The 21,430-nt window shown below is 67.0% G+C and carries 26 protein-coding genes, 3 tRNA genes, 1 other RNA gene and 2 pseudogenes; 20 read left to right on the plus strand and 12 right to left on the minus strand.

Annotation, left to right across the window (positions count from 1 at the left end):
- The 8 genes from EXQ71_04675 to nhaA form a co-directional block, all read left to right on the plus strand.
- A partial coding sequence (locus EXQ71_04675) for a CpaF family protein (protein ID MSO86801.1) occupies window positions 1-505 on the plus strand: 505 nt, incomplete at its 5' end.
- Window positions 506-621: 116 nt separating this feature from the next.
- Complete coding sequence (locus EXQ71_04680) at window positions 622-1,215, plus strand: hypothetical protein (GenBank protein ID MSO86802.1); 594 nt, start codon at window positions 622-624, stop codon at window positions 1,213-1,215.
- On the plus strand, window positions 1,212-1,919 hold the full coding sequence (locus tag EXQ71_04685) for a hypothetical protein (protein MSO86803.1): 708 nt from the start codon (window positions 1,212-1,214) through the stop codon (window positions 1,917-1,919). Before EXQ71_04680 ends, EXQ71_04685 begins: the two co-directional genes overlap by 4 nt.
- A 17-nt stretch (window positions 1,920-1,936) precedes the next feature.
- Window positions 1,937-2,176: a DUF4244 domain-containing protein gene (locus tag EXQ71_04690; protein MSO86804.1), complete on the plus strand. Its 240-nt coding sequence runs from the start codon at window positions 1,937-1,939 to the stop codon at window positions 2,174-2,176.
- Window positions 2,176-2,562 carry a hypothetical protein gene (locus EXQ71_04695; GenBank protein MSO86805.1) on the plus strand — a complete coding sequence of 129 codons (387 nt, stop codon included), beginning with the start codon at window positions 2,176-2,178 and terminating at the stop codon, window positions 2,560-2,562. Before EXQ71_04690 ends, EXQ71_04695 begins: the two co-directional genes overlap by 1 nt.
- 67 nt (window positions 2,563-2,629) lie before the next feature.
- Entirely contained in the window at window positions 2,630-2,980 is a 351-nt protein-coding gene (locus EXQ71_04700; protein ID MSO86806.1) for an anti-sigma factor antagonist, read from the plus strand.
- Complete coding sequence (locus EXQ71_04705) at window positions 2,842-3,417, plus strand: ATP-binding protein (GenBank protein MSO86807.1); 576 nt, start codon at window positions 2,842-2,844, stop codon at window positions 3,415-3,417. The genes EXQ71_04700 and EXQ71_04705 overlap by 139 nt, the downstream gene beginning before the upstream one ends.
- Window positions 3,418-3,487: 70 nt before the next feature.
- Window positions 3,488-4,813: a Na+/H+ antiporter NhaA gene (gene nhaA, locus EXQ71_04710; protein ID MSO86808.1), complete on the plus strand. Its 1,326-nt coding sequence runs from the start codon at window positions 3,488-3,490 to the stop codon at window positions 4,811-4,813.
- Between the two features lie 27 nt (window positions 4,814-4,840).
- Here nhaA and recR read toward each other — a convergent pair whose 3' ends face one another.
- The 4 genes from recR to ffs form a co-directional block, all read right to left on the minus strand.
- On the minus strand, window positions 4,841-5,449 hold the full coding sequence (recR, locus tag EXQ71_04715) for a recombination protein RecR (protein ID MSO86809.1): 609 nt from the start codon (window positions 5,447-5,449) through the stop codon (window positions 4,841-4,843).
- Entirely contained in the window at window positions 5,446-5,853 is a 408-nt protein-coding gene (locus tag EXQ71_04720) for a YbaB/EbfC family nucleoid-associated protein (GenBank protein ID MSO86810.1), read from the minus strand. The genes recR and EXQ71_04720 overlap by 4 nt, the downstream gene beginning before the upstream one ends.
- Window positions 5,850-7,637 carry a DNA polymerase III subunit gamma/tau gene (dnaX, locus tag EXQ71_04725; protein ID MSO86811.1) on the minus strand — a complete coding sequence of 596 codons (1,788 nt, stop codon included), beginning with the start codon at window positions 7,635-7,637 and terminating at the stop codon, window positions 5,850-5,852. Before dnaX ends, EXQ71_04720 begins: the two co-directional genes overlap by 4 nt.
- A gap of 45 nt (window positions 7,638-7,682) precedes the next feature.
- Window positions 7,683-7,781: signal recognition particle sRNA small type (gene ffs, locus EXQ71_04730), an RNA gene on the minus strand.
- A 71-nt stretch (window positions 7,782-7,852) separates the two neighbouring features.
- Here ffs and EXQ71_04735 point away from each other — a divergent pair.
- Window positions 7,853-7,940, plus strand: a tRNA-Ser gene (locus tag EXQ71_04735).
- A gap of 454 nt (window positions 7,941-8,394) precedes the next feature.
- On the opposite strand, the gene EXQ71_04740 is transcribed toward EXQ71_04735, so the two are convergent.
- Complete coding sequence (locus EXQ71_04740) at window positions 8,395-8,934, minus strand: hypothetical protein (GenBank protein ID MSO86812.1); 540 nt, start codon at window positions 8,932-8,934, stop codon at window positions 8,395-8,397.
- 349 nt (window positions 8,935-9,283) lie between these two features.
- Window positions 9,284-9,373: pseudogene (locus EXQ71_04745) on the minus strand (VOC family protein).
- A gap of 105 nt (window positions 9,374-9,478) precedes the next feature.
- Between EXQ71_04745 and EXQ71_04750 the strand changes: the two are divergent.
- Genes EXQ71_04750 through EXQ71_04760 form a run of 3 tightly spaced genes read left to right on the plus strand, consistent with a single transcriptional unit; the run spans window position 9,479 to window position 12,068 of the window.
- On the plus strand, window positions 9,479-10,426 hold the full coding sequence (locus EXQ71_04750; GenBank protein ID MSO86813.1) for a zinc ABC transporter substrate-binding protein: 948 nt from the start codon (window positions 9,479-9,481) through the stop codon (window positions 10,424-10,426).
- Entirely contained in the window at window positions 10,417-11,187 is a 771-nt protein-coding gene (locus EXQ71_04755; GenBank protein MSO86814.1) for a metal ABC transporter ATP-binding protein, read from the plus strand. The genes EXQ71_04750 and EXQ71_04755 overlap by 10 nt, the downstream gene beginning before the upstream one ends.
- Before the next feature lie 2 nt (window positions 11,188-11,189).
- Window positions 11,190-12,068 (plus strand): metal ABC transporter permease, encoded by an 879-nt coding sequence (locus EXQ71_04760; protein ID MSO86815.1) that lies wholly within the window; start codon window positions 11,190-11,192, stop codon window positions 12,066-12,068.
- Between the two features lie 151 nt (window positions 12,069-12,219).
- Here EXQ71_04760 and EXQ71_04765 read toward each other — a convergent pair whose 3' ends face one another.
- Complete coding sequence (locus tag EXQ71_04765) at window positions 12,220-12,795, minus strand: transcriptional repressor (GenBank protein ID MSO86816.1); 576 nt, start codon at window positions 12,793-12,795, stop codon at window positions 12,220-12,222.
- 123 nt (window positions 12,796-12,918) lie between these two features.
- On the opposite strand from EXQ71_04765, the pseudogene EXQ71_04770 reads away from it, so the two are divergent.
- The 6 genes and pseudogenes from EXQ71_04770 (at window position 12,919) to EXQ71_04795 (ending at window position 15,481) form a co-directional block, all read left to right on the plus strand.
- Window positions 12,919-13,173 (plus strand): annotated as a pseudogene (locus EXQ71_04770) (nucleoside deaminase).
- A 34-nt stretch (window positions 13,174-13,207) separates the two neighbouring features.
- A tRNA-Ser gene (locus tag EXQ71_04775) sits at window positions 13,208-13,295 on the plus strand.
- A gap of 252 nt (window positions 13,296-13,547) precedes the next feature.
- Window positions 13,548-13,898: a hypothetical protein gene (locus EXQ71_04780; protein ID MSO86817.1), complete on the plus strand. Its 351-nt coding sequence runs from the start codon at window positions 13,548-13,550 to the stop codon at window positions 13,896-13,898.
- Window positions 13,895-14,839 (plus strand): alpha/beta hydrolase, encoded by a 945-nt coding sequence (locus EXQ71_04785; GenBank protein MSO86818.1) that lies wholly within the window; start codon window positions 13,895-13,897, stop codon window positions 14,837-14,839. Before EXQ71_04780 ends, EXQ71_04785 begins: the two co-directional genes overlap by 4 nt.
- Before the next feature lie 78 nt (window positions 14,840-14,917).
- Window positions 14,918-15,349, plus strand: a complete 432-nt coding sequence (locus EXQ71_04790) for a nucleoside deaminase (GenBank protein MSO86819.1) — start codon at window positions 14,918-14,920, stop codon at window positions 15,347-15,349.
- 42 nt (window positions 15,350-15,391) lie between these two features.
- Window positions 15,392-15,481, plus strand: a tRNA-Ser gene (locus EXQ71_04795).
- A gap of 202 nt (window positions 15,482-15,683) precedes the next feature.
- On the opposite strand, the gene EXQ71_04800 is transcribed toward EXQ71_04795, so the two are convergent.
- From EXQ71_04800 to EXQ71_04820, 5 genes are read right to left on the minus strand one after another with little or no spacing between them, the layout of a single operon-like run.
- Window positions 15,684-16,109, minus strand: a complete 426-nt coding sequence (locus tag EXQ71_04800) for a hypothetical protein (GenBank protein ID MSO86820.1) — start codon at window positions 16,107-16,109, stop codon at window positions 15,684-15,686.
- Complete coding sequence (locus EXQ71_04805) at window positions 15,815-16,573, minus strand: hypothetical protein (GenBank protein ID MSO86821.1); 759 nt, start codon at window positions 16,571-16,573, stop codon at window positions 15,815-15,817. Before EXQ71_04805 ends, EXQ71_04800 begins: the two co-directional genes overlap by 295 nt.
- A gap of 5 nt (window positions 16,574-16,578) precedes the next feature.
- Window positions 16,579-16,824 (minus strand): hypothetical protein, encoded by a 246-nt coding sequence (locus tag EXQ71_04810; protein ID MSO86822.1) that lies wholly within the window; start codon window positions 16,822-16,824, stop codon window positions 16,579-16,581.
- Entirely contained in the window at window positions 16,802-17,797 is a 996-nt protein-coding gene (locus EXQ71_04815) for a cation transporter (GenBank protein ID MSO86823.1), read from the minus strand. Before EXQ71_04815 ends, EXQ71_04810 begins: the two co-directional genes overlap by 23 nt.
- 53 nt (window positions 17,798-17,850) lie before the next feature.
- Window positions 17,851-18,198: a transcriptional regulator gene (locus tag EXQ71_04820; GenBank protein MSO86824.1), complete on the minus strand. Its 348-nt coding sequence runs from the start codon at window positions 18,196-18,198 to the stop codon at window positions 17,851-17,853.
- A gap of 146 nt (window positions 18,199-18,344) precedes the next feature.
- On the opposite strand from EXQ71_04820, the gene EXQ71_04825 reads away from it, so the two are divergent.
- Window positions 18,345-20,216 carry an ABC transporter ATP-binding protein gene (locus EXQ71_04825; protein ID MSO86825.1) on the plus strand — a complete coding sequence of 624 codons (1,872 nt, stop codon included), beginning with the start codon at window positions 18,345-18,347 and terminating at the stop codon, window positions 20,214-20,216.
- 34 nt (window positions 20,217-20,250) lie between these two features.
- Entirely contained in the window at window positions 20,251-21,426 is a 1,176-nt protein-coding gene (locus tag EXQ71_04830) for an acyl-CoA dehydrogenase (protein ID MSO86826.1), read from the plus strand.
- Window positions 21,427-21,430 lie beyond the last annotated feature (4 nt).

Here is a 21,430-nt window from a genome sequence, read left to right on the forward strand (position 1 = left end):
TCGGCTCCCCGGGCCCCATGTGGTGCGGCTCGAAGCCCGCCCGGCCACCGCCGATGGCCTTGGCGCGGGCACCATCCGAGACCTGGTGCACAACGCACTGCGAATGCGCCCCGACCGCATCGTGGTGGGCGAGGTTCGGGGAGCCGAAGCGATCGACATGTTGTGGGCCATGAATACCGGCCACGAAGGGTCGCTCTCCACCTGCCACGCCAACTCACCCCTTGATGCATTGCGTCGCCTGGAGATCATGGTCCTCTCCGCCGGCCTCGATCTCCCGTTGGCCGCCGTGCGCGATCAACTCACTTCGGCCCTGGATCTGGTGGTGCAGGTGTCTCGACTGGGCGGGGGTGCACGCGGCATCACCGCCGTGGGGGAGGTGGTGGACCCCTGCGCCGGCGACGGGCCCCGGATCCGCCTCCTCGCCGATGGCGATGGGGTCCACCACCTCCCCATCCGCCCGCCTCGCGCCGCCGTAGACGCCCCCGACAAGCGGTGGTGTGCATGAAGGGTTGGTGGGTGGGCCTCGGGGCGGCCAGCCCATTCCTGCTCGTTGGGGCCCTCCCGCGGCCCGCACCCCGTTCCGCTCCGGGCGCGGCCGCCCCGACCCCCCTCCTGCGAGCCATGCCGGAGCCCCTGGAACGGTGCTGGGCGCGTCTGCAACGTCGCGCCACCGCCGCCCGCCGCGATGGGCAACTCCCCGAACTCCTCGAACGGATTGCTTCAGGCCTGCGGGCGGGATTGGCCCTTGGTCCGGCTCTGATGGAAGCGGCGCAGGGCGCTCCCCCTCCTCTCGCCATCGAGCTCACCCCGCTGGCCCTGGCGCTGCGCCACGGTGCCCCTCTCGAGGCCGAACTGGAGCGCTGGGCCACCACTCCCGGTAGCTCACCGGATGTACGCCTCGTGGCCGCAGCCCTCGACCTGGCCCGGCAGGCCGGTGGGGCCACCTCGCGCGCCGTGGATCGGGTAGCCGCCACGCTGCGCGAGCGACGCGAACTCCAGGCCGAGGCACGGGCCCTGGCCACCCAGGCCCGGGCGTCGGCTGGGGTGCTGGCGGTCGCTCCGGTGGTCTTCACGGCGCTGGTGGCCACGATCGAGCCGGGGGCGGCGGCCGTGCTGTTCACCACCCCCCTCGGCGTTGGGTGCCTCGTCGCCGGAGCGGGCCTGGATGCCCTCGGGGCGGCCTGGATGGGCCGCATCGTGCGGAGCGCCTGGTGATCGCCCTGGCGGCGGGCGCGCTGGCGGCCGCCGCAGTGTGGGCAGCCCTACCGCCGCTCCCCCGAGCCGGGCTGGCCCCGACAGCGCGGACCACCGCCCGGCCTGCCACCCCAAGGTCCACCCACCGACGCTGGGTAACCCTGGGCGGCGCCATGGTGATGGTGGGCCTCCTCAGCCCTCCCCTCGCCCTGGTGGTGCCGGTGGCGGTGGCCCTCCGGGGTCACCTCATCGGGGTCCGGGCGCGGCGCGTCCACGCCCGGCTCGTCACCGCTGGACTACCCGACGCGGTGGATCTGCTGCTTCTCGGCAGCGGGGCGGGCTTGTCCCTGCCCCTCACCCACCGCTTAGTGGCGCCACACCTGCGGTCCCCGGTGGGCGTGGCGCTGGCGGAGGCCGAGGCCTCGGCGGTGGGCGGGCGGGGTCGGGCCGAGGCCATCGTGGATGCCCTCACCCCCCTCGGCGACCGGGCGCTGGCCCTGGCCCACCTCCTCGCTGATCATCTCCGCTACGGCGTGCCCCTGGTGCCAGGCCTCGAACGGCTCGGGCTGGAACTTCGTCTCGACCGTCGGCGGGCGGCCGAACAGCAGGCGCGTCGGGTGCCCGTGCGTTTGCTCGGCCCCTTGGTGATGTGCACGTTGCCGGCGTTCGCGTTGCTCACCATCGTCCCCCTTCTCGTGGCGTCCTTGCGGGCGCTGCCGTCCTGAACCAACCCACCTGACCCATGGAGGTCAACCTCATGCTCCGGACCCTGGTGTCCATCCAACTCCTCGTGCTTACGGGCACCACTCGTCTCCAACGACGCCTCACCAACGACCGGGGCCAGTCCACCGCGGAGTACGCCCTCGTACTGCTCGGAGCGGCCGGCGTCGCCTTGCTCTTCGTGGCCTGGGCCACCAAGACCGACAAGATCGCCCGGCTCCTCAACTCGGTCCTCGACCAAGTGCTCTCCCAGGTGACCTGATGCCCCGTGGCGGCGTGTTCGCCTCCCGAGAGGAGGGGCAAGCGTCAGTGGAACTAGCGCTGCTGTTGCCCATCATTCTCCTCGTGGTTCTCATGGTGCTGGAGATCGGTCTCACCGGTCGCGACATCGTGCGGGTCACGCACGCCTCCCGGGAGGCGGCGCGCGCCGCCGCCACTGATGCTGCCCCCGATGCCGCCCGGCGGGCCGCCATCGCCTCCAGTGGGCTCGACCCCGATCGCCTAGAGGTCACCGTCATGGGCCGGGCGGGCCCAGGGTCGCGCGTCAAGGTGACCATCGCCTACGACCTGCCCACGTCGATCCCCCTCGTGGGTGCCCTGCTCGGCCACCGCAGGCTGCGCTCCACGGCCACGATGCGCGTGGAGTGACTGCGCCCGGACCATCGACGGAATGTTCCCGTGATCTCTCCCCGGCAGTCCGGTAAAGTTGCCCGTGATGGACCTGCAGGTGGTGGAAGAGGAGCAAGCGGGCTGGACGGTCTTGCGGGTCTTCGGCGATGTCGACGTGGCCAGTTCCCCTCGCTTACGAGAGCACCTCCTCCGGGCGGTCACCGACGGTCACCACTACCTCATTCTCGACCTTGATCAAGTGCACTTCATCGACTCCACCGGCCTGGGCGTGGTGATCGGCGCCCTCAAGCGCACGCGATCCCTGGGGGGCGATCTTCGGCTGGTGTCCACCCGCGAGATCCTGGCCCGGGTCTTCGAGATCACCGGCCTCAACAAGGCCCTGCCGATCGAATCGACCGTGGCGGCGGCCGTTGCCGCCGGACCGGGACCGGGCTGATCGCCGTGTCTACCGTCGAACTCACCATCCCGCCGCTGAGCCACTACCTCGCGCTCGTCCGGCTCGTCGTGGCCAACGCTGCCCTGTCCGAAGGATCCCTCTCCACCGACCAGATGGACGACCTAGCCCTGGCGGTATCCGAGGCGTGCGCCAACGCCGTGGATAGCGAGCGCGTCCGCGAATCCCCGCAGCCCATTCGCATCGTCGTTGAGTTGGGTGCGCACGGTGTGGCGGTGACCGTCACCGACCATGGGGGCGGGTTCGTGCCCCCCGCCCCCACCGCTTCGATACCGGCCGCCGACGACCCGCAGCGCCTGCGTCACGAGCGGGGCCTGGGCATACCCCTCATGCGGCGTCTGGCCGACGATGTGAGTTTTTCCGCCACGGCGGAGGGCACCGCGGTACGCCTCGTGGTCGGGATCGCGCCGGCGACGTGACCGCTAGACTCTCGACGGTCGTTCCCCAACCTCGTCGCTGGCCGAGACAGCGTGGCGAAACGCCACCCGTATGAGCCTTCCGCCGCCGCCCGCCCGCCCCACCTGGGTCCATGGGGATGCCCGCCTCGCCCGCACCGTGGGACGCCCGCTAGCGAAATTTCTTCGGGTGGAAACCGCCGGGGGGTTCGTGCTTCTCGGTACCACCATCATCGCCCTGGTGTGGGCAAACTCCCCCTGGGCGGCGAGTTACACCGCCCTGTGGAACACGAACCTTTCGCTCACGATCGGTAATTACCAGCTGTCCAACGACATCGGACACTGGATCAACGACGGGCTGATGACCCTGTTCTTCTTCGTGGTGGGGATGGAAATCAAGCAGGAAATCGTGGTGGGGGAACTCAGCGATCGCCGCAACGCCAGCCTCCCGGTATTGGCGGCGGCGGGCGGCATGGTGGTGCCCGCCCTCATCTATGTGGCAGTGAACTGGGGCGGACCGGGCATCGGGGGCTGGGGCATTCCCATGGCCACGGACATCGCCTTCGCCCTGGGGGTCCTGGCTCTCCTGGGCGACCGCATACCCTCGTCACTCAAGGTCCTGCTCTTGAGCCTGGCCATCGTAGACGACATCGGGGCGATCACCGTCATTGCGATTTTCTACACCGACCAAATCAACATGGTCTGGCTGATGGGTGCGGTCCTAGGCCTCGTCCTCGTGGTGCTTCTGCGCCGGGCCCGAGTCTGGTACCTGCCGGTCTATGTGGTGCTGGGCACCGCTATTTGGTGGGCCACCTTTGAATCGGGGATCCACGCCACCATCGCCGGGGTGATCCTGGGGCTCCTGGCACCGGCGCGGCCCCTTCTTCCTGCGCCCGAAGCCGAGCAAATCGCCCAGCGTCTGTCCACCGACACTGCGGTAACCTCCGAGGACCTGCGCCAAGTGCGGTTCGAACTGCGGGAGTCGGTGTCGGTCACTGAGCGCCTGAGCGGGGCGCTGCACCCGTGGAGCAGTTACCTCATCCTGCCGCTGTTCGCCCTGGCCAACGCCGGGATCCTTATCACTGGCCCTGCGCTGCGCGATGCGGTGGGCTCGCCCATCACCATCGGGGTTGTACTCGGCCTTTTGGTGGGGAAGATGGTGGGGGTCTTCGGCGCCTCCTGGCTGGCGGTGCGGTGGGGCCTGGGGCGCCTACCCGACGGCGTGAACTGGCGTCACATCTTTGGGGTGTCCATCCTGGCCGGGATCGGCTTCACCGTTGCGCTGTTCATCACCGATTTGGCCTTCATCGATCCACCCAGCCAGTCCGACAGCAAGATCGGCATCCTGTTCGCGTCGGTGATGGCGGCGGTGGGAGCCATGGTGGTTTTGCACCGCAGGGGCTCCCCCGGCGAGGAGTAGCCGCCACCTCGGCAGCCAGCCGCAGGGTTAGCCGTCGACCTCGCGACGGCCTTCGAGGGCCCGGCCGAGCGTGAGTTCATCGGCATATTCCAAGTCGCCGCCCACGGGAAGTCCGCTGGCTATGCGGGTGATTTTGGGGACGAGGCCTCGAAGCAGTCGGCTCAGATACATGGCGGTGGCCTCGCCTTCGAGGTTGGGATTGGTACACAGGATCACTTCCTGCACATTTTCGCCGTCGATGCGCGCCAAGAGTTCGCGAATCCGTAATTGCTCGGGCCGCACTCCGTCGATGGGGCTGATCGCGCCCTGGAGCACGTGGTACCGGCCCTGATACTCCTGCGTCTTTTCTACCGCCACGATGTCGCGCGGTTCCTCCACCACACAAAGGATCGTGGGGTCTCGACGATCGTCGGCGCAGAGGGCACACATCCCCCCTTCGGCGATGTTGAAGCACCGCTGGCAGAACGTCACACGATCCTTGGCCTCGATAATGGCGGTGGCCAACCGGAGGGCATCTACTTTCTCCACCTTGAGAAGGTGAAAGGCAATCCGTTGGGCCGACTTGGGGCCCACTCCCGGCAAGCGCCCGAGTTCGTCGATCAGCTCCTGAACGGGCTGGGCGTAGACGCTTGTCATCCGCCGAATAGGTTGCCGAGCGGGCCCATTGCCGCACGCTGGATCTCCAGCAACTTGGTGTTCATGTCATGGAGCGCCGCCACCACCAGATCTTCGAGCATCTCGACCTCGTTCGGATCCACGACCTCGGGCGCAATGGACACACCGAGCACCTGACCCGTGCCGGTGGTGCGCACCCGCACCACGCCACCTCCGGCCACTCCTTCCACCTCTTGCTCGGAGGCATCCTGTTGGGCCTGCATCATCTGTTGCGCCTGTTCGAGCAGGCCACCCAGACCATCTCCGGACAGGCCGGCGAAGTCGGGGAGGCCAACGGCCGTCGACTCGCGGGGATCGTTGGCGGGCAGGTCACCGTCAGGCTGGTCATCCACGCTGGCAGCGTAGAGGCCAGCGGCGCGGATCATGGTTCTTCTACGAGCTCCGCGCCGGGGAAGGCGACGCTGAGGCGTTGGGCACTGTTACCAGCCGGCGGCGCGTCCTCGAGGGAATCGACATCGTGAACATCGTCGTCATCGTCGGTCGCGGCGGCCGCCAGCGGCGCACCGGCCGCCGATGCTGGGCGATGGGGGTCGCCGATGACCAAGCGCAGTGTGATCGGATACCCGAAGTGGGCGGCGAGGGCCGCCTCTACCTCGGGGCGACGCTGCTCGAGTAGATCGGCCGGAGGGCCCTTGGGCAGGGCGAGCACCGCGGTGCTGCCGTCTACGTCGGTGATCTCCCCGTCGCGGAAGATCCCTTTCGTGCCCCCCTTCAGCCCATCGAACACCTGGCTCCACGCGGCAGTGAGCCCGGCTGCATCGAGGGCGGCACGAGGCGCCCCGGCATTGGCGGATTCGGGCACCGACGCCGCCGCAGCCGGGACCGGGGCGGGGGTCACCGCCGGGGCGGGGGTCACCGCCGGGGCGGGGGTCACCGCCGGGGCGGGGGTCACCGCCGGGGCGGTGGCCTTCTTCACGGGGGCGCGAGGCGTTCGGGCCGTGACCCGGGCCAACTCGTCGCGCGCAGCGGCAGCCGGCCCGGAGGCGGGCGGTGCCGACACCGCTGGGTCCGATGACACCGGGGCGGGGGCGCCCGGGGATGAGGGTCCAGCGCGTTCGAGCCGTTCGAGCCGCTCGTAGATGGAGTCGAGTGAGCGGTCGGCATCGGGGCGGCAGAGCCGAACCAGGGCCACCTCCAACACAATGCGGGGGTCGGGCTTCCTCGCCAATTCCACCAGCGCGTCGCCGAGCACCTCGAGGGCGCGGGTGAGCCCGGCCGCCCCGAGTTCCTTGCCCAGGGTTTCCGCCTTGACGAGATCGACATCGGGCAAATGGCGATCAGGGGCCCCCATCACGGAAAGGAACGCGTCACGCAGACGAGCAATGAGCACCTCGCCCAGGACACGCGGATCCCGGCCCGCCGCGGTGGCGTCCGCCACCGCGACCAACGCCGCCCCCGCATCACGGGCCACCAGGGCGGCCACGATGGCCTCCACCGGTTGGCCTTCCTCCACCACCCCTCCCATGGCTGATACTTGGTCGAGGGCAGAGAGGGTGTCTCGGGCTGAACCGCCGCCGTGGCGAACGACGTACTCCACCGCGTCTTCGCCGAGGTCCAGGCCGGCGTCTTCGATGACGAAGCGAACGTGATCGGCCAACTCACTGGCCAGGAGAAGATGAAACTCGAAGTGCTGGGTGCGGCTACGGATCGTGGGCAGCACCTTCTGGGGGTCGGTGGTGCAGAGGATGAACACGACGTGGGATGGCGGCTCCTCCAACGACTTCAACAGGGCGTTGGCGGCACCGGTGCTGAGCATGTGCACCTCGTCGAGAATCACCACTTTTCGGTTGCCCGACGTACCGAGAGGAATGCGCTCGATCAGATCGCGGATGTTGGCCACGCCATTGTTCGATGCCGCGTCGAGTTCCAGCAGCCAGTCCACGATGCGACCGTCGTCTACGGCAAGGCAGTTCGGGCAGGTTCCATCGGGCTCACCATCGAGCGGGTGCTCGCAGTTCAGGGCCTTGGCCAGGATCCGCGCCGTGGAGGTCTTGCCGGTACCCCGGGGGCCGCTGAAAAGATAGGCGTGACCAACCCGGCCCTCGTCCACCGCGGTACGCAGGGCCCGAACCACATGGTCCTGCCCTCGCAACTCGCTGAAGCGTTTGGAGCGATAGCGCCGGTAGAGCGCCTGATATCCGTCGGCCATGGGGGCGACCCTAATGGGGGCGCGAAGCGGCCCGCTCCCGGATGTGACGGCCAGGTGATCTGCGGCACACCGCAGGCTCCGCTGAGAGCTGCTGCCTTCCGGCCCTGACTCGGTTCACGGACTGAAGTTGCACAGGACCCGACCGCCACATGCGAGAGCGGACCGTGGGACACGATAGCCTCATTGGTCCTGGGCGCACCTTTGGGTGCTTCCGAGGAGGGGTGCGAGAGCGGCCGAATCGGCACGCTTGGAAAGCGTGTGTGGGGCAACTCACCGTGGGTTCGAATCCCACTCCCTCCGCCAGGTTGGTCAGGTTGGAACCCAACCGAGAAGGCCCTGGGTCAATCGACCAGGGCCTCTTCGTTGGTAGGCCGAGCTGGACCGGCATCGGACGAGACCGGATCTCCGGCGACCTCTGGAGCCACCATCAGCGCCGGCTTGCCGTGTCGGGTCATGAGCGCTTCGAAGGGCTGGTTGTACTCCCAGCCCACTATTTCACCGGATGACGGGCCACCCATTGCGAAACGTCGTTCAACACGCGGCCGGTGCCGCATAGCTCGATTGGCCCACAGGGAGGATGTTGGCCCTGTGCATTATCACCTCGTGTTCGACGACGTCCCCCGCCGACCCCTCCGTGCCCCCGAGAACGCCCTCGGCGACCGCCTCGCCGCCATCAACGAACTCGACGACGACGCCCTCAACGGCGTCATCGACGGCCTCCTCACCCGAACCCGCCGATCCACCCTCACCGGCGGCCTCAACTGACGGCGGTGCCCGCGTCGCTGAGACTCGCCGAGGTCAAGCGCAGCATCGTGAGCGAGCCGACCAGGCCGTAGAGGAAGAACGTCGGAGTGTTCCATCCGAGCGACCCGGGGCCATCGGCGAGGACTCCAGCGATGCCGAACAGGCAGGCACCGATCCACGGGGTGAGACCGCGAACGTCAGAGCGCTGCGGACCCAAGTAGAGCAAGATCGCAGCCATGTGGGCAGTTCCGAATCCCACGATCAGAGCCGCCGCCGGGAACGACGAGCCCTGAGCGGCGCCGAAGGCCCCGACGGCGAGTCCGAGGAACCCCGGCAAGAACATGCCGCTGCGCCGGAGGTAGGCCCGCTCGCTGATCTGACCACTCCACCGCATGGGGGCCAGAAGGCTGATCGGCCAAACGATCATGGAGAGCACCAGGGCGATCAGCAGCCCATCGGAATCCGCCGTTGCGGCGAAGTACGCCACGATGGCGACGATCTCGACCCTCGCCAGTAGGTGCAACGCGGCGGCGTTCATGGTCTGGTCACTCATCGAGTCAGCACCCGCGCTCGCCACTACCCGCTCCCGCAGTCCTCAGGCTCCTCGTGCTCTTCGTGGTGGCGGTAAGGGCGGTGTCGGTAGGTTCCCCGTTGGAAGGATGCGGATCGAATCGATCGGATGCTGCGGGTAGATCCGAGTTGGTCGTGGTGGAACCAGCGAACGACACCGCTGGTGACATCGGTGGTGGTCTCGACGCGAAGGAGCGGGAACCACCCGATTGGTCCCATCCAGACGCCCGACACGTCGCCGTCAGCTCCTCGACGACCATCACGCCAACCAGGCTCGCGCGCCCGACAATGATCGCAACGCCCATCCCCGCCGGCGCGTCGCCCGAGATCCTGAAATGGCGAAGCAGATACCCGTCCGGGTTCCCCACCACAAACTGAAGATTGCCCACCTCCGACGTGTCGGCGCGGTACCAACGCTCTTCCCAGTAACCATCATGGGGGCAATGGACGTGGCCCTCATATAGGAGTAAGAACTATTCCTGTATCTCACTTTGACAACGACTCTCACTTCTATAAGAATGATTCCTATGCTCTTTTCTCGTCGCATTGCCGTGGCTGCAACAGTCCTGTCGCTGCTCGCCGTACTGGCTGGTTGTGGTGAAGACACCGACGGTTCGCCGGAGACCACCGGAGGCTCGGAAAGCGCCATGCGGCTCAGCGCGTCGTTCTACCCCCTGGCATGGATGGCCGAGGAGGTGGGCGGCGAACACGTGGAGGTCAGCAACCTCACCCCCCCCGGCGCCGAGCCGCATGATCTGGAGCTCACGCCGTCGGACGTCGCGGCGGTGTCCGATGCCGACCTTGTCGTCTATCTGAGCGGATTCCAGCCCGCGGTGGATGAGGCTGTCACCCAGGCCGACCAGGCCGCGGTGTTCGACGCGGCGGAGTGGGCCGACCTGAGCCTCACCTACACGCCGATCGAGGAAGGCGAGGAGGAGACCGACGAGGCCGGGGCGGTGGATCCCCACTTCTGGCTCGACCCAGCACGTTTCGCCGCGGTCGCGACGGCCTTCGCTGAGCAACTGAGCGAGAGGGATCCGAAGCACGCCGCCGACTTCGAGGCGAACCTCGCCAGTCTGACCGACCGTCTTGAGGACGTGGACGCCGACTTCAAAACCGGATTGGCGGACTGCACCAGCGAGAACGTCGTGACTAGTCACAACGCCTTCGGCTATCTCGCCGATCGCTACGGCATGGTCCAGGTGGGCATCACCGGGCTCACTCCCGAGGAGGAGCCCTCCCCCGCCGACCTGGCCGCCGTCACGCAGTTCGTCGAGGAGAACGACGTCCAGACCATCTACTTCGAGACCCTTGTCAGCCCGGACATCGCCAAAGCGGTCGCCGCCGAGGCGGAGGTCGACACCGACGTGCTCGATCCGCTGGAGGGCCTCAACGACGAGTCCCAGGGAAGTGACTACCTTGAGGTGATGGCCTCGAACCTTGCCAACCTTCGTCGGGGCCAAGACTGCTCCTGACCCCGACTCCGACGGGGCCAGTCCTCGAGCTCGCTGCTGCCCGGATCGGCTACAACGGCCAGGCGGTCATCGACGGGATCGACCTCTCGATCAACCGGGGCGAAGTCGTTGCGATCCTGGGGTCGAACGGCTCGGGTAAGTCCACCCTCGTGCGAGGGGTGCTGGGGCTCGCTCAACACCAAGGTGGCCGCATCCACATCTTCGGCACGCCCATCGATCATCTCCGCGATCGATGGCGCGTGGGCTATGTGCCTCAGCGGCACACGCTGGCGACCGGCATTCCGGCCACCGTACGCGAGGTCGTGAGCTCGGGTCGGCTCTCGCGATCCTTGCGCTGGCGCCGCGACACACCGGAGGGACGGGCCATGGTCAGTGCGGCCATCGAGCGCGTCGGGTTGGCCGGCCATGAACGAGCGCTCGTCGGCGAGCTATCAGGCGGTCAGCAGCGACGGGTCTTGGTTGCCCGAGCGCTGGCGTCTGATGCCGAGCTCTTGATCCTGGACGAACCCGGCGCGGGCGTCGATGCCGAGAACCAGCAGGCTCTCGCCACAACGATGCAGCGGCTGGCGGAAGCCGGGACCACGATCCTCTTGGTAGCCCACGAGCTCGGCCCGGCGGCGCCGATCATCACCCGCGTCGTCCTCATGCAGGCGGGGCGCATCGCCTACGACGGCCCCCCACGCGATCGAGACGTGCATGATCCCGATCACCACCACCTCGACGCGCCTCCACTTTCGAGTCGGTTCGGTCTGGGCGGCTGAGCATGCTCAAGTACGACTTCATGCAGCGGGCGCTGGCGGCGGCGATCCTCGTAGGTTTCACCGCCCCGACGGTCGGCGTGCACCTCGTGCAGCGTCGCCTCGCGCTCATCGGCGATGGGCTCGGTCACGTGGCGATCCTCGGTGTCGCGGTGGGGGTGGTGACGGGGCGGGCTCCGGTGCTCACCGCACTGGCCTTCGCGGCGGCGGGGGCAGTGGCCATCGAAGTGATCCGATATCGAGGACGTACCAGCGGCGATGTAGCGCTCGCCATCCTCTTCTACGGCGGGATCGCGGGGGGTGTCGTGGTGATCTCCCTGGCCCCGGGCGGAACGCCTGGCAACCTCAACGCGTACCTCTTCGGCGCCATCACGACCACGACCAGAGCCGACATTGTGACCTTCGCTGTCCTCAGTGCCGTGGTGCTCACCGTGACGATCGGCCTCGGTCGGTATCTGTTCGCGGTCAGCCACGACGAGGAGTTCGCCCGAGCGGCCGGTCTCCCGGTCTTGGCCATCAACCTTGCCCTGGCCCTCGTGACGGCGATCACCGTGGTGGTGTCGATGCGGGTGGTGGGCCTGTTGCTGATCAGCGCTCTGATGATCGTCCCGGTGGCGACTGCTCAGCTCGTCGCCCGCAGCTTCCGTGCCACGGTTACCGTGGCGGTGACCCTCGGAGTGGCCGAGTCGGTGGCCGGCATCTGGATCTCCTTTGAGTCCGACACCCCCTCGGGCGGCACCATCGTGCTGACCGCCATCGCGGCCTTCGCGATCGTGGCATCGATCGCGGCGGCGAGACGAGCCCTCTCACACTCAAGTCGCGCTCATCCCGTCACCGCATCCGAGCCGCCGGCTCAGGATGCGGCGCCCCTGCTGCCCCGCTGACCACCGGTACTGCCTCCCGCCCCTTGCGGTGGGTCGCACGCCCGTTTCTCGACCAGGCCAGGTGACGATGTTGGTGCCCGGATCACGCGGCGATGGCCGTCGACGGGGCCGACGGCACCGTCCGGAATCTCCCGACTGAAGGTGGTGGCGGCTAGCGCGCCGCATGACACGCGGCGCACACACCGAGCAGATCCAAGCGATGGGCCGTCGCCACGAAGCCGTTCGCCTTGACGACCCTCGCCAGCGCCTTGTCCACCGTCTGCTCCACCGCGGACGAGACCGTGAAGTCGTCCACTCGGCCACACGCGGTACAGATCAGGTGGTGATGGTGGCCGATGAGATCCTCGGCCATCTCAAAGCGAGCATGCTCACCGCTACCTGCGATTCGAGTGACGATCCCCGCCTCCTCTAGCACCGCCAGGTTCCGGTACACGGAGCTCTGGGCCAAGTCCGCTTGGCCCGCTAGCAGCTCCGGCAGCGTGGCCGGACGGGGAACGGCAATCAGCAACGACACCAACCGCCGCCGGCCACTCGTGTACAGGTGCCCGCCGGAACGTAAGCGCTCGAGCACCGCGGCATGCAGATTATCCTCAACCGGTTTACTCACCACCGTTGCACCATACCCGTGCCGGAAACCTGCACGGGCAAGGTCAACGACGGCATCGGTGGGTACCCGATCGGCGACGGCTCCAAGCCATGCCGGACAAGCCAAGGCGACGACGAGCAGGTTTCACGGGGACCACCTTTCAGAAGGACGCGCTATCGCGAAAATGGTTGACCAATCTGGTGGTGAAGGCTCCCTGACGCCGGTCGGCAGCCTCCGCCCTGCCTGCCCCGATACCCTGCCCCGATGCCTGCCTTCGTCTCCGATGCCGATGCCATGGCCCTCGCCCTCGAGCAGGCCCGAGCGGCGGGTGCTCGCGGCGATGTTCCCGTGGGCGCCGTCGTGGTCCACGACGGACAGATCATTGCCCAAGCCGGCAACGAGCGTGAGCTGCGCCACGACCCCACCGCCCACGCCGAGGTGCTGGCCCTCCGGGCCGCCGCCGAGGTACTCGGTACCTGGAGGCTGACCGGGGCCACCCTGGTGGTCACCCTTGAACCCTATTGGTCCTGGGCGCACCTTTGGGTGCTTCCGAGGAGGGGTGCGAGAGCGGCCGAATCGGCACGCTTGGAAAGCGTGTGTGGGGCAACTCACCGTGGGTTCGAATCCCACTCCCTCCGCCAAGTTGGTCAGGTTGGAACCCAACCGAAGAGGCCCTGGGTCAATCGACCAGGGCCTCTTCGTCGCTGCGCAGAACGTGGGTCGGCGTCGCACGGGATCACCTGTCCCGCTACTTCTGGAGCCACCATCCCCTCCGGTTATCCACCCCCCACCAGCGCCGTGATTCGGGGAACCTGATCCCGCCCATTACGAAAAATCCGGTGTTACGCTCCCGTTCCCGTCAGGCTCCTCTCGTACTCGGAAAGAACCGTCCCATGGCGTCGATAACCGTGACGGATAAAGCGGTGTCAGTGCACTTCTCCCGCTGGGAGAAAATTGCGGGCATGCTCCGAGACATCGACGTACCTCGGGCCGACATCGCTGATGTGACCGTTGCCCCGGATGGCGTGGCGGCGGTGCATGGGATGCGTTCCCCCGGCTTTAGCCTGCCGGGCTACCGAAAGGCCGGCACCTACCGAAGCCGCAATAAACGGGTGCTGGTTTCGGTCAAACGGGGCGAGCCGGCGCTGCGGCTCACCGGCCGGGCCGGAAGTGATTCCCCCGACATTCTCATCGGCAGCGCGCAGGCCGCCGCCATCGCCGAGGAACTCCAGAAATCTCTGTGACCGCCGCGTTCGCGTCACACCCCTTCGACTTGGCGATCGCCACAGGAGTGCTCCCCGCCCTCTTGTGCTCACCGCCTGGATCACCCCCGCCGTGGGCCACCGCGCTGCTCCTCCCCGGCTCCGGACCGATCGATCACGACGGCAATGCGCCCGGGGCACCGCTGGGGATTCAGCTCGCCCTGGCCGAAGCCCTGGCGGTGGCGGGAATGGCGTCGGTCAGGTTTGACCGGAGAGGCGTTGCCGATGACCACGACTGGAAGGACGCCACCTTTTCCGACAACTACGCCGACGCCCGACAGGCATGGCTAGCAATGGCGGCGGACCCTCGCGTCGATACCCAAAAGATGGTGCTCATCGGTCACTCCGAAGGAGCGCTCCACGCCACCCAACTGGCCGCTGATGGCGCGCTCCGGCCAGCACCGTGCGCCACCGTGCTGCTGGCGGGTTCGGCGCAACTCGGCCGCGACGTTTTGCTGCGCCAAGCCCGGTTGATCGGCCGATCGTCGCAACCGGGCGAAGGCCAGAGCCAAGCGGCCCATGCCGCCGCCATCCTCGAGCAGGCCGAGGAGGCGCAGCGCCAGATCCGAGCAACCTCGACCAACGTGGCCGAAGTTTCTGGGGTGTCCATCAACGCCGGGTGGCTCCGACAGTTCCTCGACTACAACCCGAAACCGGACCTGCTCGAGGTACGCGGCCCCATGCTTGCCATCACCGGTGACAAGGACCTGCAGGTCGACCCTGACGACCTCACCACCATGGCCGAAGCCGTGCCGGGACCGTGTCGCACCCTCCGTCCCGCCGATCTCACCCACCTCCTGCGCCACGACCCCGCCCCGCCGACCCTGGCCGACTACCCGCGCCAAATCGCCGAACCGGTAGACACCGAGGTCATCGACACGGTGTGCCAATGGTTGACCGGTCTCGTGGTGAAGGCTCCCTGACGCCGGCCGGCAGGCTCCGCCCTGCCTGCCCCCGATACCCTGCCCCCGATGCCTGCCTTCGTCTCCGATGCCGATGCCATGGCCCTCGCCCTCGAGCAGGCCCGAGCGGCGGGCGCTCGCGGCGATGTTCCCGTGGGCGCCGTCGTGGTCCACGACGGACAGATCATTGCCCAAGCCGGCAACGAGCGTGAGCTGCGCCACGACCCCACCGCCCACGCCGAGGTGCTGGCCCTCCAGGCCGCCGCCGAGGTACTCGGTACCTGGAGGCTGACCGGGGCCACCCTGGTGGTCACCCTTGAACCCTGCCCCATGTGTGCCGGGGCCCTCCTCGCCGCTCGGGTACAACGCGTGGTGTTCGGGGCGGCCAACACGGAGAACGGATCGTGCGGCACCCTCTACAATCTGTGTGTCGATCCTCGCCTCAACCACGAGGTCGAGGTAGTCCACGGAGTCGAGGCGGCGGCCTCCACCGCCCTTCTCGGGGAGTTCTTCGCCACCCGTCGCCTCTGAGGTCTTGGATACCGCCTCCGTCCTCCTAGTACCCTGCGCAGCGGAGAGCTGCCAGAGCGGACGAATGGGACGGTCTCGAAAACCGTTGTGGGTTTCGGCTCACCGTGGGTTCGAATCCCACGCTCTCCGCCACCTGTCGTTCTTTCGAACTCAACAGAGGTGAGAAGGTCTGGGTCAATCGACCAGGGCCTCTGCGTTGGTACTCAGAACGCCGATCGGCGTCGAACGGGATCACGTCTCCGGAGACCTCTGGTGAGACCGGACGAGCGGGCTTGCCGCACCCGTGGATCGTGGTCGGCCCCATCGGCGAGCGCTGACGAACCAAGGGGCTCCTCTAGATGGCCGCTGTGAGTGGGTCGTAGCTGTAGACCCACTCGAGGGGTCCAAAACCTGCGACTCCACTAGCCAAGAACTCATCACGGCCCTGCCGCATCGGCCCATCCGGCCTATGAAACAGATCTCGGTTCATGAACGACGTGGTTTGTACGCGCGCAGTTCGGCCTTGCCGCGCGGTTTCGTACCGGCGCAGCGCAGCAACGGCTGCGGCGCCGTCGGGGCCGTCACCGGCGTGAACGTCGTCGAGACAACGTGCGAGAATCGGGGCATCTTCGATTGCTTGACATGACCCCTGCGCCATGAACGGAAGCACCGGGTGGCATGCATCGCCGAGCAACGTTGTGCTGCCGATGCCCCACTGCTCGAGCGGTTCGCGGTCGTACAGGGCCCAACGAAAAACGGGTTCTTCAACACGATCCAGAATCGAAAGGAGTTCTGGCGACCAACCTGCGAAACGCTCACGGAGATCGTCGAGGCGTCGTCGCCCGGCTCAACGTGTGTCACGCGGCTAGCCAGCGACACGTTGATAGTGGGCACAGCAGCAACTGCTTGAGCGAGGATTTCGATGAGGTCTGTGCGGGCCACGCTCGCCAGCGGCATGCCGTACTGGTCGGCGAACGCCTCGTCGAAGTCGTTGGCTCGGATGATTGAGTCGTCTTCCCAACGGCGAAACACCATCCGCTCGGGATGCACCGAGATCGCGTCAAAGGCATCGCCCAAGCCGAGCGAGCGCAAGACACACCCAGCGTTCAGACTGATCTGAACTCCGGCACCCACTTCGCGAATCGCCGAAGACCGCTCAAAGACCGCCACATCGTGGCCGCGGCGCGCCATAACCAACGCCGAGGTGAGGCCGCCGATGCCTCCCCCAACAATTCCGAACCGCATGAGAGCTACTCCTTACTCAGGCCGGAAATCGCCCGAGCGATGACGAAGTCGGCCAGGGAACCCACGGTAGTCGTTGCGGTCGCCCGGGTCGTCGGGATCTGGCGCTCGGTGGGGGCGGCGGTGGGGGCGGCGTTGTCATTGCGGCTGCAGGCCGACAGGACGGTGGCCGAGAGCACCAGGACCGGCGCCGACCCGCGCCGTGCCGCGCGCTTTTGATCAGACGGGATGCTACGAGTGTGCGTGTTCGGCATGGGCCGATTCGTGAACGTGAACGGTCGCCTCGTCGAGGTGGGCGACCGTGGAGGTGAGCCGGGTGCGGACCGCAGTGGCGATCTCGTGCCCTCGAGCCACGTTCTGGGTGCCGTCGACCTCGATGGTCAGGTCCGTGCTCAGACGATGACCGACCCAGCGCACGCGAACGTTGCTGACCCTGATGACGCCATCGACGTGTTCGCTTTGGTGCTCGATCTCGCCGACGATCTTCGGATCAACGGCGTCCATCAAGCGGGCGTAGACCTGCTTGGTAGCGGACGCGAGCACCACGAAGATCGCCACCGAGATCAGCAGTCCCACGATGGGGTCAGCCCGGGGGAAGCCCAGGGCGACGCCGATGGCGCCAAAGGCCACCGCCAACGACGTGAACCCATCCGTTCGGGCGTGGTACCCATCAGCGACCAAAGCTGCCGAGCCAATCGTCTTGCCTTCCCGTATCCGGTAGAGCGCGACGACCTCGTTGCCGAGGAAGCCCACGATGCCGGCGGTGAACAGCACCCACAGATGGGTAATCGGTTGCGGGTCGATCAATCGCTCGATCGCTTGCCAGCCGGCCACCAGGGCGGATCCGGCGATCATCACGATGATGAAGATGCCCGCCAGGTCCTCAGCGCGTCCGTAGCCGTAGGTGTAGCGGCGATTGCTGGGCCGTTGACTCAACTTGAAGGCCAAGAACAACGGGATGGCAGTCAGGGCGTCCGAGAAGTTGTGAATGGTGTCCGCCAACAGAGCCACCGAACCAGTCACCGCGACGATGCCCAGCTGGATGATCGAGGTTGCCAGGAGGATCAGGAAGGAGATCTTCACTGCCCGGATGCCTTGCTCGCTGGACTTCAGGGCCGTGTCGAGCGAATCCGCAGCATCGTGACTGTGTGGACGGAAGATCTCGTAGAGCACACCCCGGAGTCCAGTGGGGTGGTCATGAGTCTCGGGGTGATCGTGCTCGTGCATCCCGTCGTGGCGGTGGCCGGGGGGCTCACCGTGTCCGGCCGGATGCTCCTCGCTCACGACGACGTCCCGACGGAGTGGTGAAGCGCACCACCGACCAGATGATCGGCTTGGAGCAAGGCCTCCCGTACGAGCTTCCCAACGTGTTCGTTGATCAGGCTGTAAAAGACTCTGTTGCCCTCTCGGCGGGTGAGGACGAGACCGCCAAGGCGCAGCTTGGCGAGGTGTTGAGATACCGCTGCCGGAGCGGCCTCAACCGCCTCGGCCAGGTCGGCGACCGACTGTTCGCCTGCCGTGAGCACATGGAGCAGTCGAAGGCGAGTGGTGTCAGCCAGCAGTTTGAGAACGCCGACAGCCGAGGTGTACTCGGCCAGTGTCGGAAGTGTATTTATCTGCTTAGTCATGCATACATGTTACTACGAATACTAAGGGAAAGCCATCGCAGGCGCTCCGCCCGATGGTCGGGTTGGTGCCGGGCAGCACGCCCCACCGATCAGTTTTCGCTCCGGCTCCGTACGCTGGGTAGATGCGTCACGGCGGCCCCCACACGATGATCGGTAGCGACCCCGCAGCAGTGGAGGGCGTCCAACTCAACCGCATCATCGTGCGCCGAGTGTGGCGATTCGCCCGACCCTACCGGACGGCACTTTTGGCCTTTCTCGTGGTGATCGTGGCGGCGGCGGTGGTGAGCCTGGCCCCCCCGTTCCTGTTCCGGGCCATCATCGACACGGCCATCCCCGAGAAGAACCGCGGCCTACTCCACCTGCTGGCGAGCCTCGTGGTGCTCGCCGTCATCGTCGATGCCGCACTGGCTCTCGTGGAGCGGTACGTGTCGTCTCGGATCGGCGAAGGAGTGATCTACGACCTGCGGGTATCGCTGTTCGATCACGTGCAGCGAATGCCCATGTCGTTCTTCACCCGGGCCCAGACCGGGGCCCTCACCAGTCGTCTCAACAACGACGTAATGGGCGCCCAGCGAGCCCTTACCGGCACCCTCGGCTCGGTGGTGTCCAACATCGTCACGCTGCTGGCCAACGGCACCGCCATCGTCCTGCTCGATTGGCGGTTTGGAGTGATCGCCTTGGTGCTGCTGCCGCTGTTCATTTTCCCCGCCAAACGCGTGGGCCATCGGCTCCAAGAACTCACGCGTGACCAAATGAATCTCAACGCGTCCATGAACACCACGATGACCGAGCGGTTCAACGTGTCCGGTGCCCTTCTCGTGAAGCTGTTCGGCCGCCCCGACGACGAGACCGCCGATTTCGCGCGCCGGGCCGACGCCGTGCGGCAGGTGGGGGTGCGGTCGGCGGTGTACGGGCGCACATTCTTCGTTGCCCTCGGGCTGGTGGGGGGACTGGCCGGAGCGGCGGTCTACTGGATCGGTGGTCTGCTGGCCGTATCCGGCTCGGTCAGCATCGGCACGCTGCTGGCGCTGGTCATCTTCATCAGTCGCGTCTACGGACCGCTCACCTCCCTCACCAACGCTCGCGTCGACATCATGACGGCCTTCGTGAGTTTCGAGCGCGTGTTCGAGGTACTCGACGCCCCCAACCCGATCCCCGATCGCCCCGGTGCCGTCGACCTCGTCGGTCCCCTCGGGCGCATCGAGTTCGACAACATCCGCTTCGCCTACCCCGACGCAGCGATCGTGCCCAGCCTCGAAGCCATCAGCCCCCGTCCCACCCCCAACGAACCGCCACCGATGGTGATCCGTGGTTTGTCGGCCATGATCGAACCCGGCCAACTCGTTGCCCTCGTGGGCCCATCAGGGGCCGGCAAGACCACCCTCTCGCAACTCGTTCCCCGCCTCTACGACACCACGAGCGGGGCCGTGCGCATCGACGGCCACGACGTGCGCGACCTCACCCAAGACAGCCTGCGTCGCGCCATTGGAGTGGTGAGCCAAGATGCCCATCTCTTCCACGACACCATCGGCAACAACCTGCGCTACGGACGGCCCGAAGCCACCGACGACGAGGTTCGGGAAGTCATCCGGGCCGCCCAGATCGAGGAACTCGTCGCCTCCCTGCCCGCCGGGCTCGACACCTTGGTGGGTGAGCGCGGCTACCGCCTCTCCGGGGGCGAGAAACAACGACTCGCCATCGCTCGGATGCTCCTCAAAGACCCCGCCATCGTGATCCTCGACGAAGCCACCAGCCACCTCGACTCCGAGAATGAGCACCTCATCCAGCAGGCGCTCGCGGTGGCGTTGGTTGGCCGCACCAGCCTGGTGATCGCCCACCGTCTCTCCACCATCCAAGCCGCCGACCTCATCCTCGTGCTCGACAATGGCCACCTCGTGCAGGCGGGCTCGCACCTGGACCTCCTCGACCGCGGTGGCCTCTACGCCGACCTCTATCGCACCCTGATACGCGCCGACAGCGGCGATGCCGGCATGGTCGTCGCCTCCCAGGAGATCTGACGACCCGTCAGACCCGGCGATAGCGTCTCGCCCCATGGACCTTCGCTTTAGCCCCGAAGACGAAGCGTTCCGAACGGAAATCCGTACGTTCCTGGAGGAGGCGCTGAACTCCGACTTCGCCGCCGTACGAGGCCGCGGCGGGCCCGGCGACGACGATTGCCTCTTCGACGAACGCCTAGCCTGGGAACGCCACCTCGGCGCCCACGGCTGGACCTGCGTGGCCTGGCCCGCCGAGTACGGCGGCCGCGGTCTCACCCTCCATCAGCAGGTCGTCTACTTCGAGGAGTACGCCCGGGCCCGCGCCCCCGGCCGGATCGGTCACATCGGCGAAACACTGCTCGGGCCCACCCTGATCGCCTTCGGCACCGAGGCCCAGCGCCAGCGGTTCCTTCCCGGCATCGTGGCCGGCACCGAGCTGTGGTGTCAGGGATACAGCGAACCCGGTGCCGGCTCCGACCTGGCCAACATCCAAACCCGCGCCCATATCGCCGACGGGCAATGGGTGATCGACGGGCAAAAGGTATGGACCAGCCAGGCCCACTGGGCCGACTGGTGTTTCGTGCTGGCCCGCACCAACGGCGGCGTCGCCAAACACAAAGGCATCTCCTACCTCCTCGTGCCCATGCACCAAGACGGCATCGAGACCCGCCCCATCCATCAACTCACCGGCGACTCCGAGTTCAACGAAGTGTTTTTCACCGGAGCCACCACCGAAGCCGACCACGTCGTGGGCGCCATCGACGACGGCTGGCGGGTAGCCATGGGCACACTCGCCTACGAGCGGGGCGCTTCCACCCTGGGGCAAAACCTGATGTTCCTGAACGAATGGGACGAAGTGCTCGCCCTGGCCCAACACAATGGTCGCGTGGCCGATCCGGTTATCCGCCAACGCCTGCTCGACACGTGGATCCGACTCCGACTGATGCGGCTCAACGCCATGCGGATCATGTCCTCCGCCCACGAAGCCCCTCCGGCGGCCATGATCACAAAATTGTTTTGGGCCACCCTTCATCGAGATCTCGGCGAGTTGGCCATGGATGTGGTTGGACCCCACGCCATGATCCGCACCGGCGACGACGCCGATTTCAGTCGCCTCCAGCGCCTGTTCTTGTTCAGCCGCAGCGACACGATCTACGCCGGCAGTAACCAGATTCAACGCAACATCATCGGCGAACGGGCCCTCGGGCTCCCCAAGGAACCCAGCCGATGAGCCG

This window comes from Acidimicrobiia bacterium, assembly GCA_009694375.1.
Classification (GTDB): Bacteria; Actinomycetota; Acidimicrobiia; order Acidimicrobiales; family VFJN01; genus VFJN01.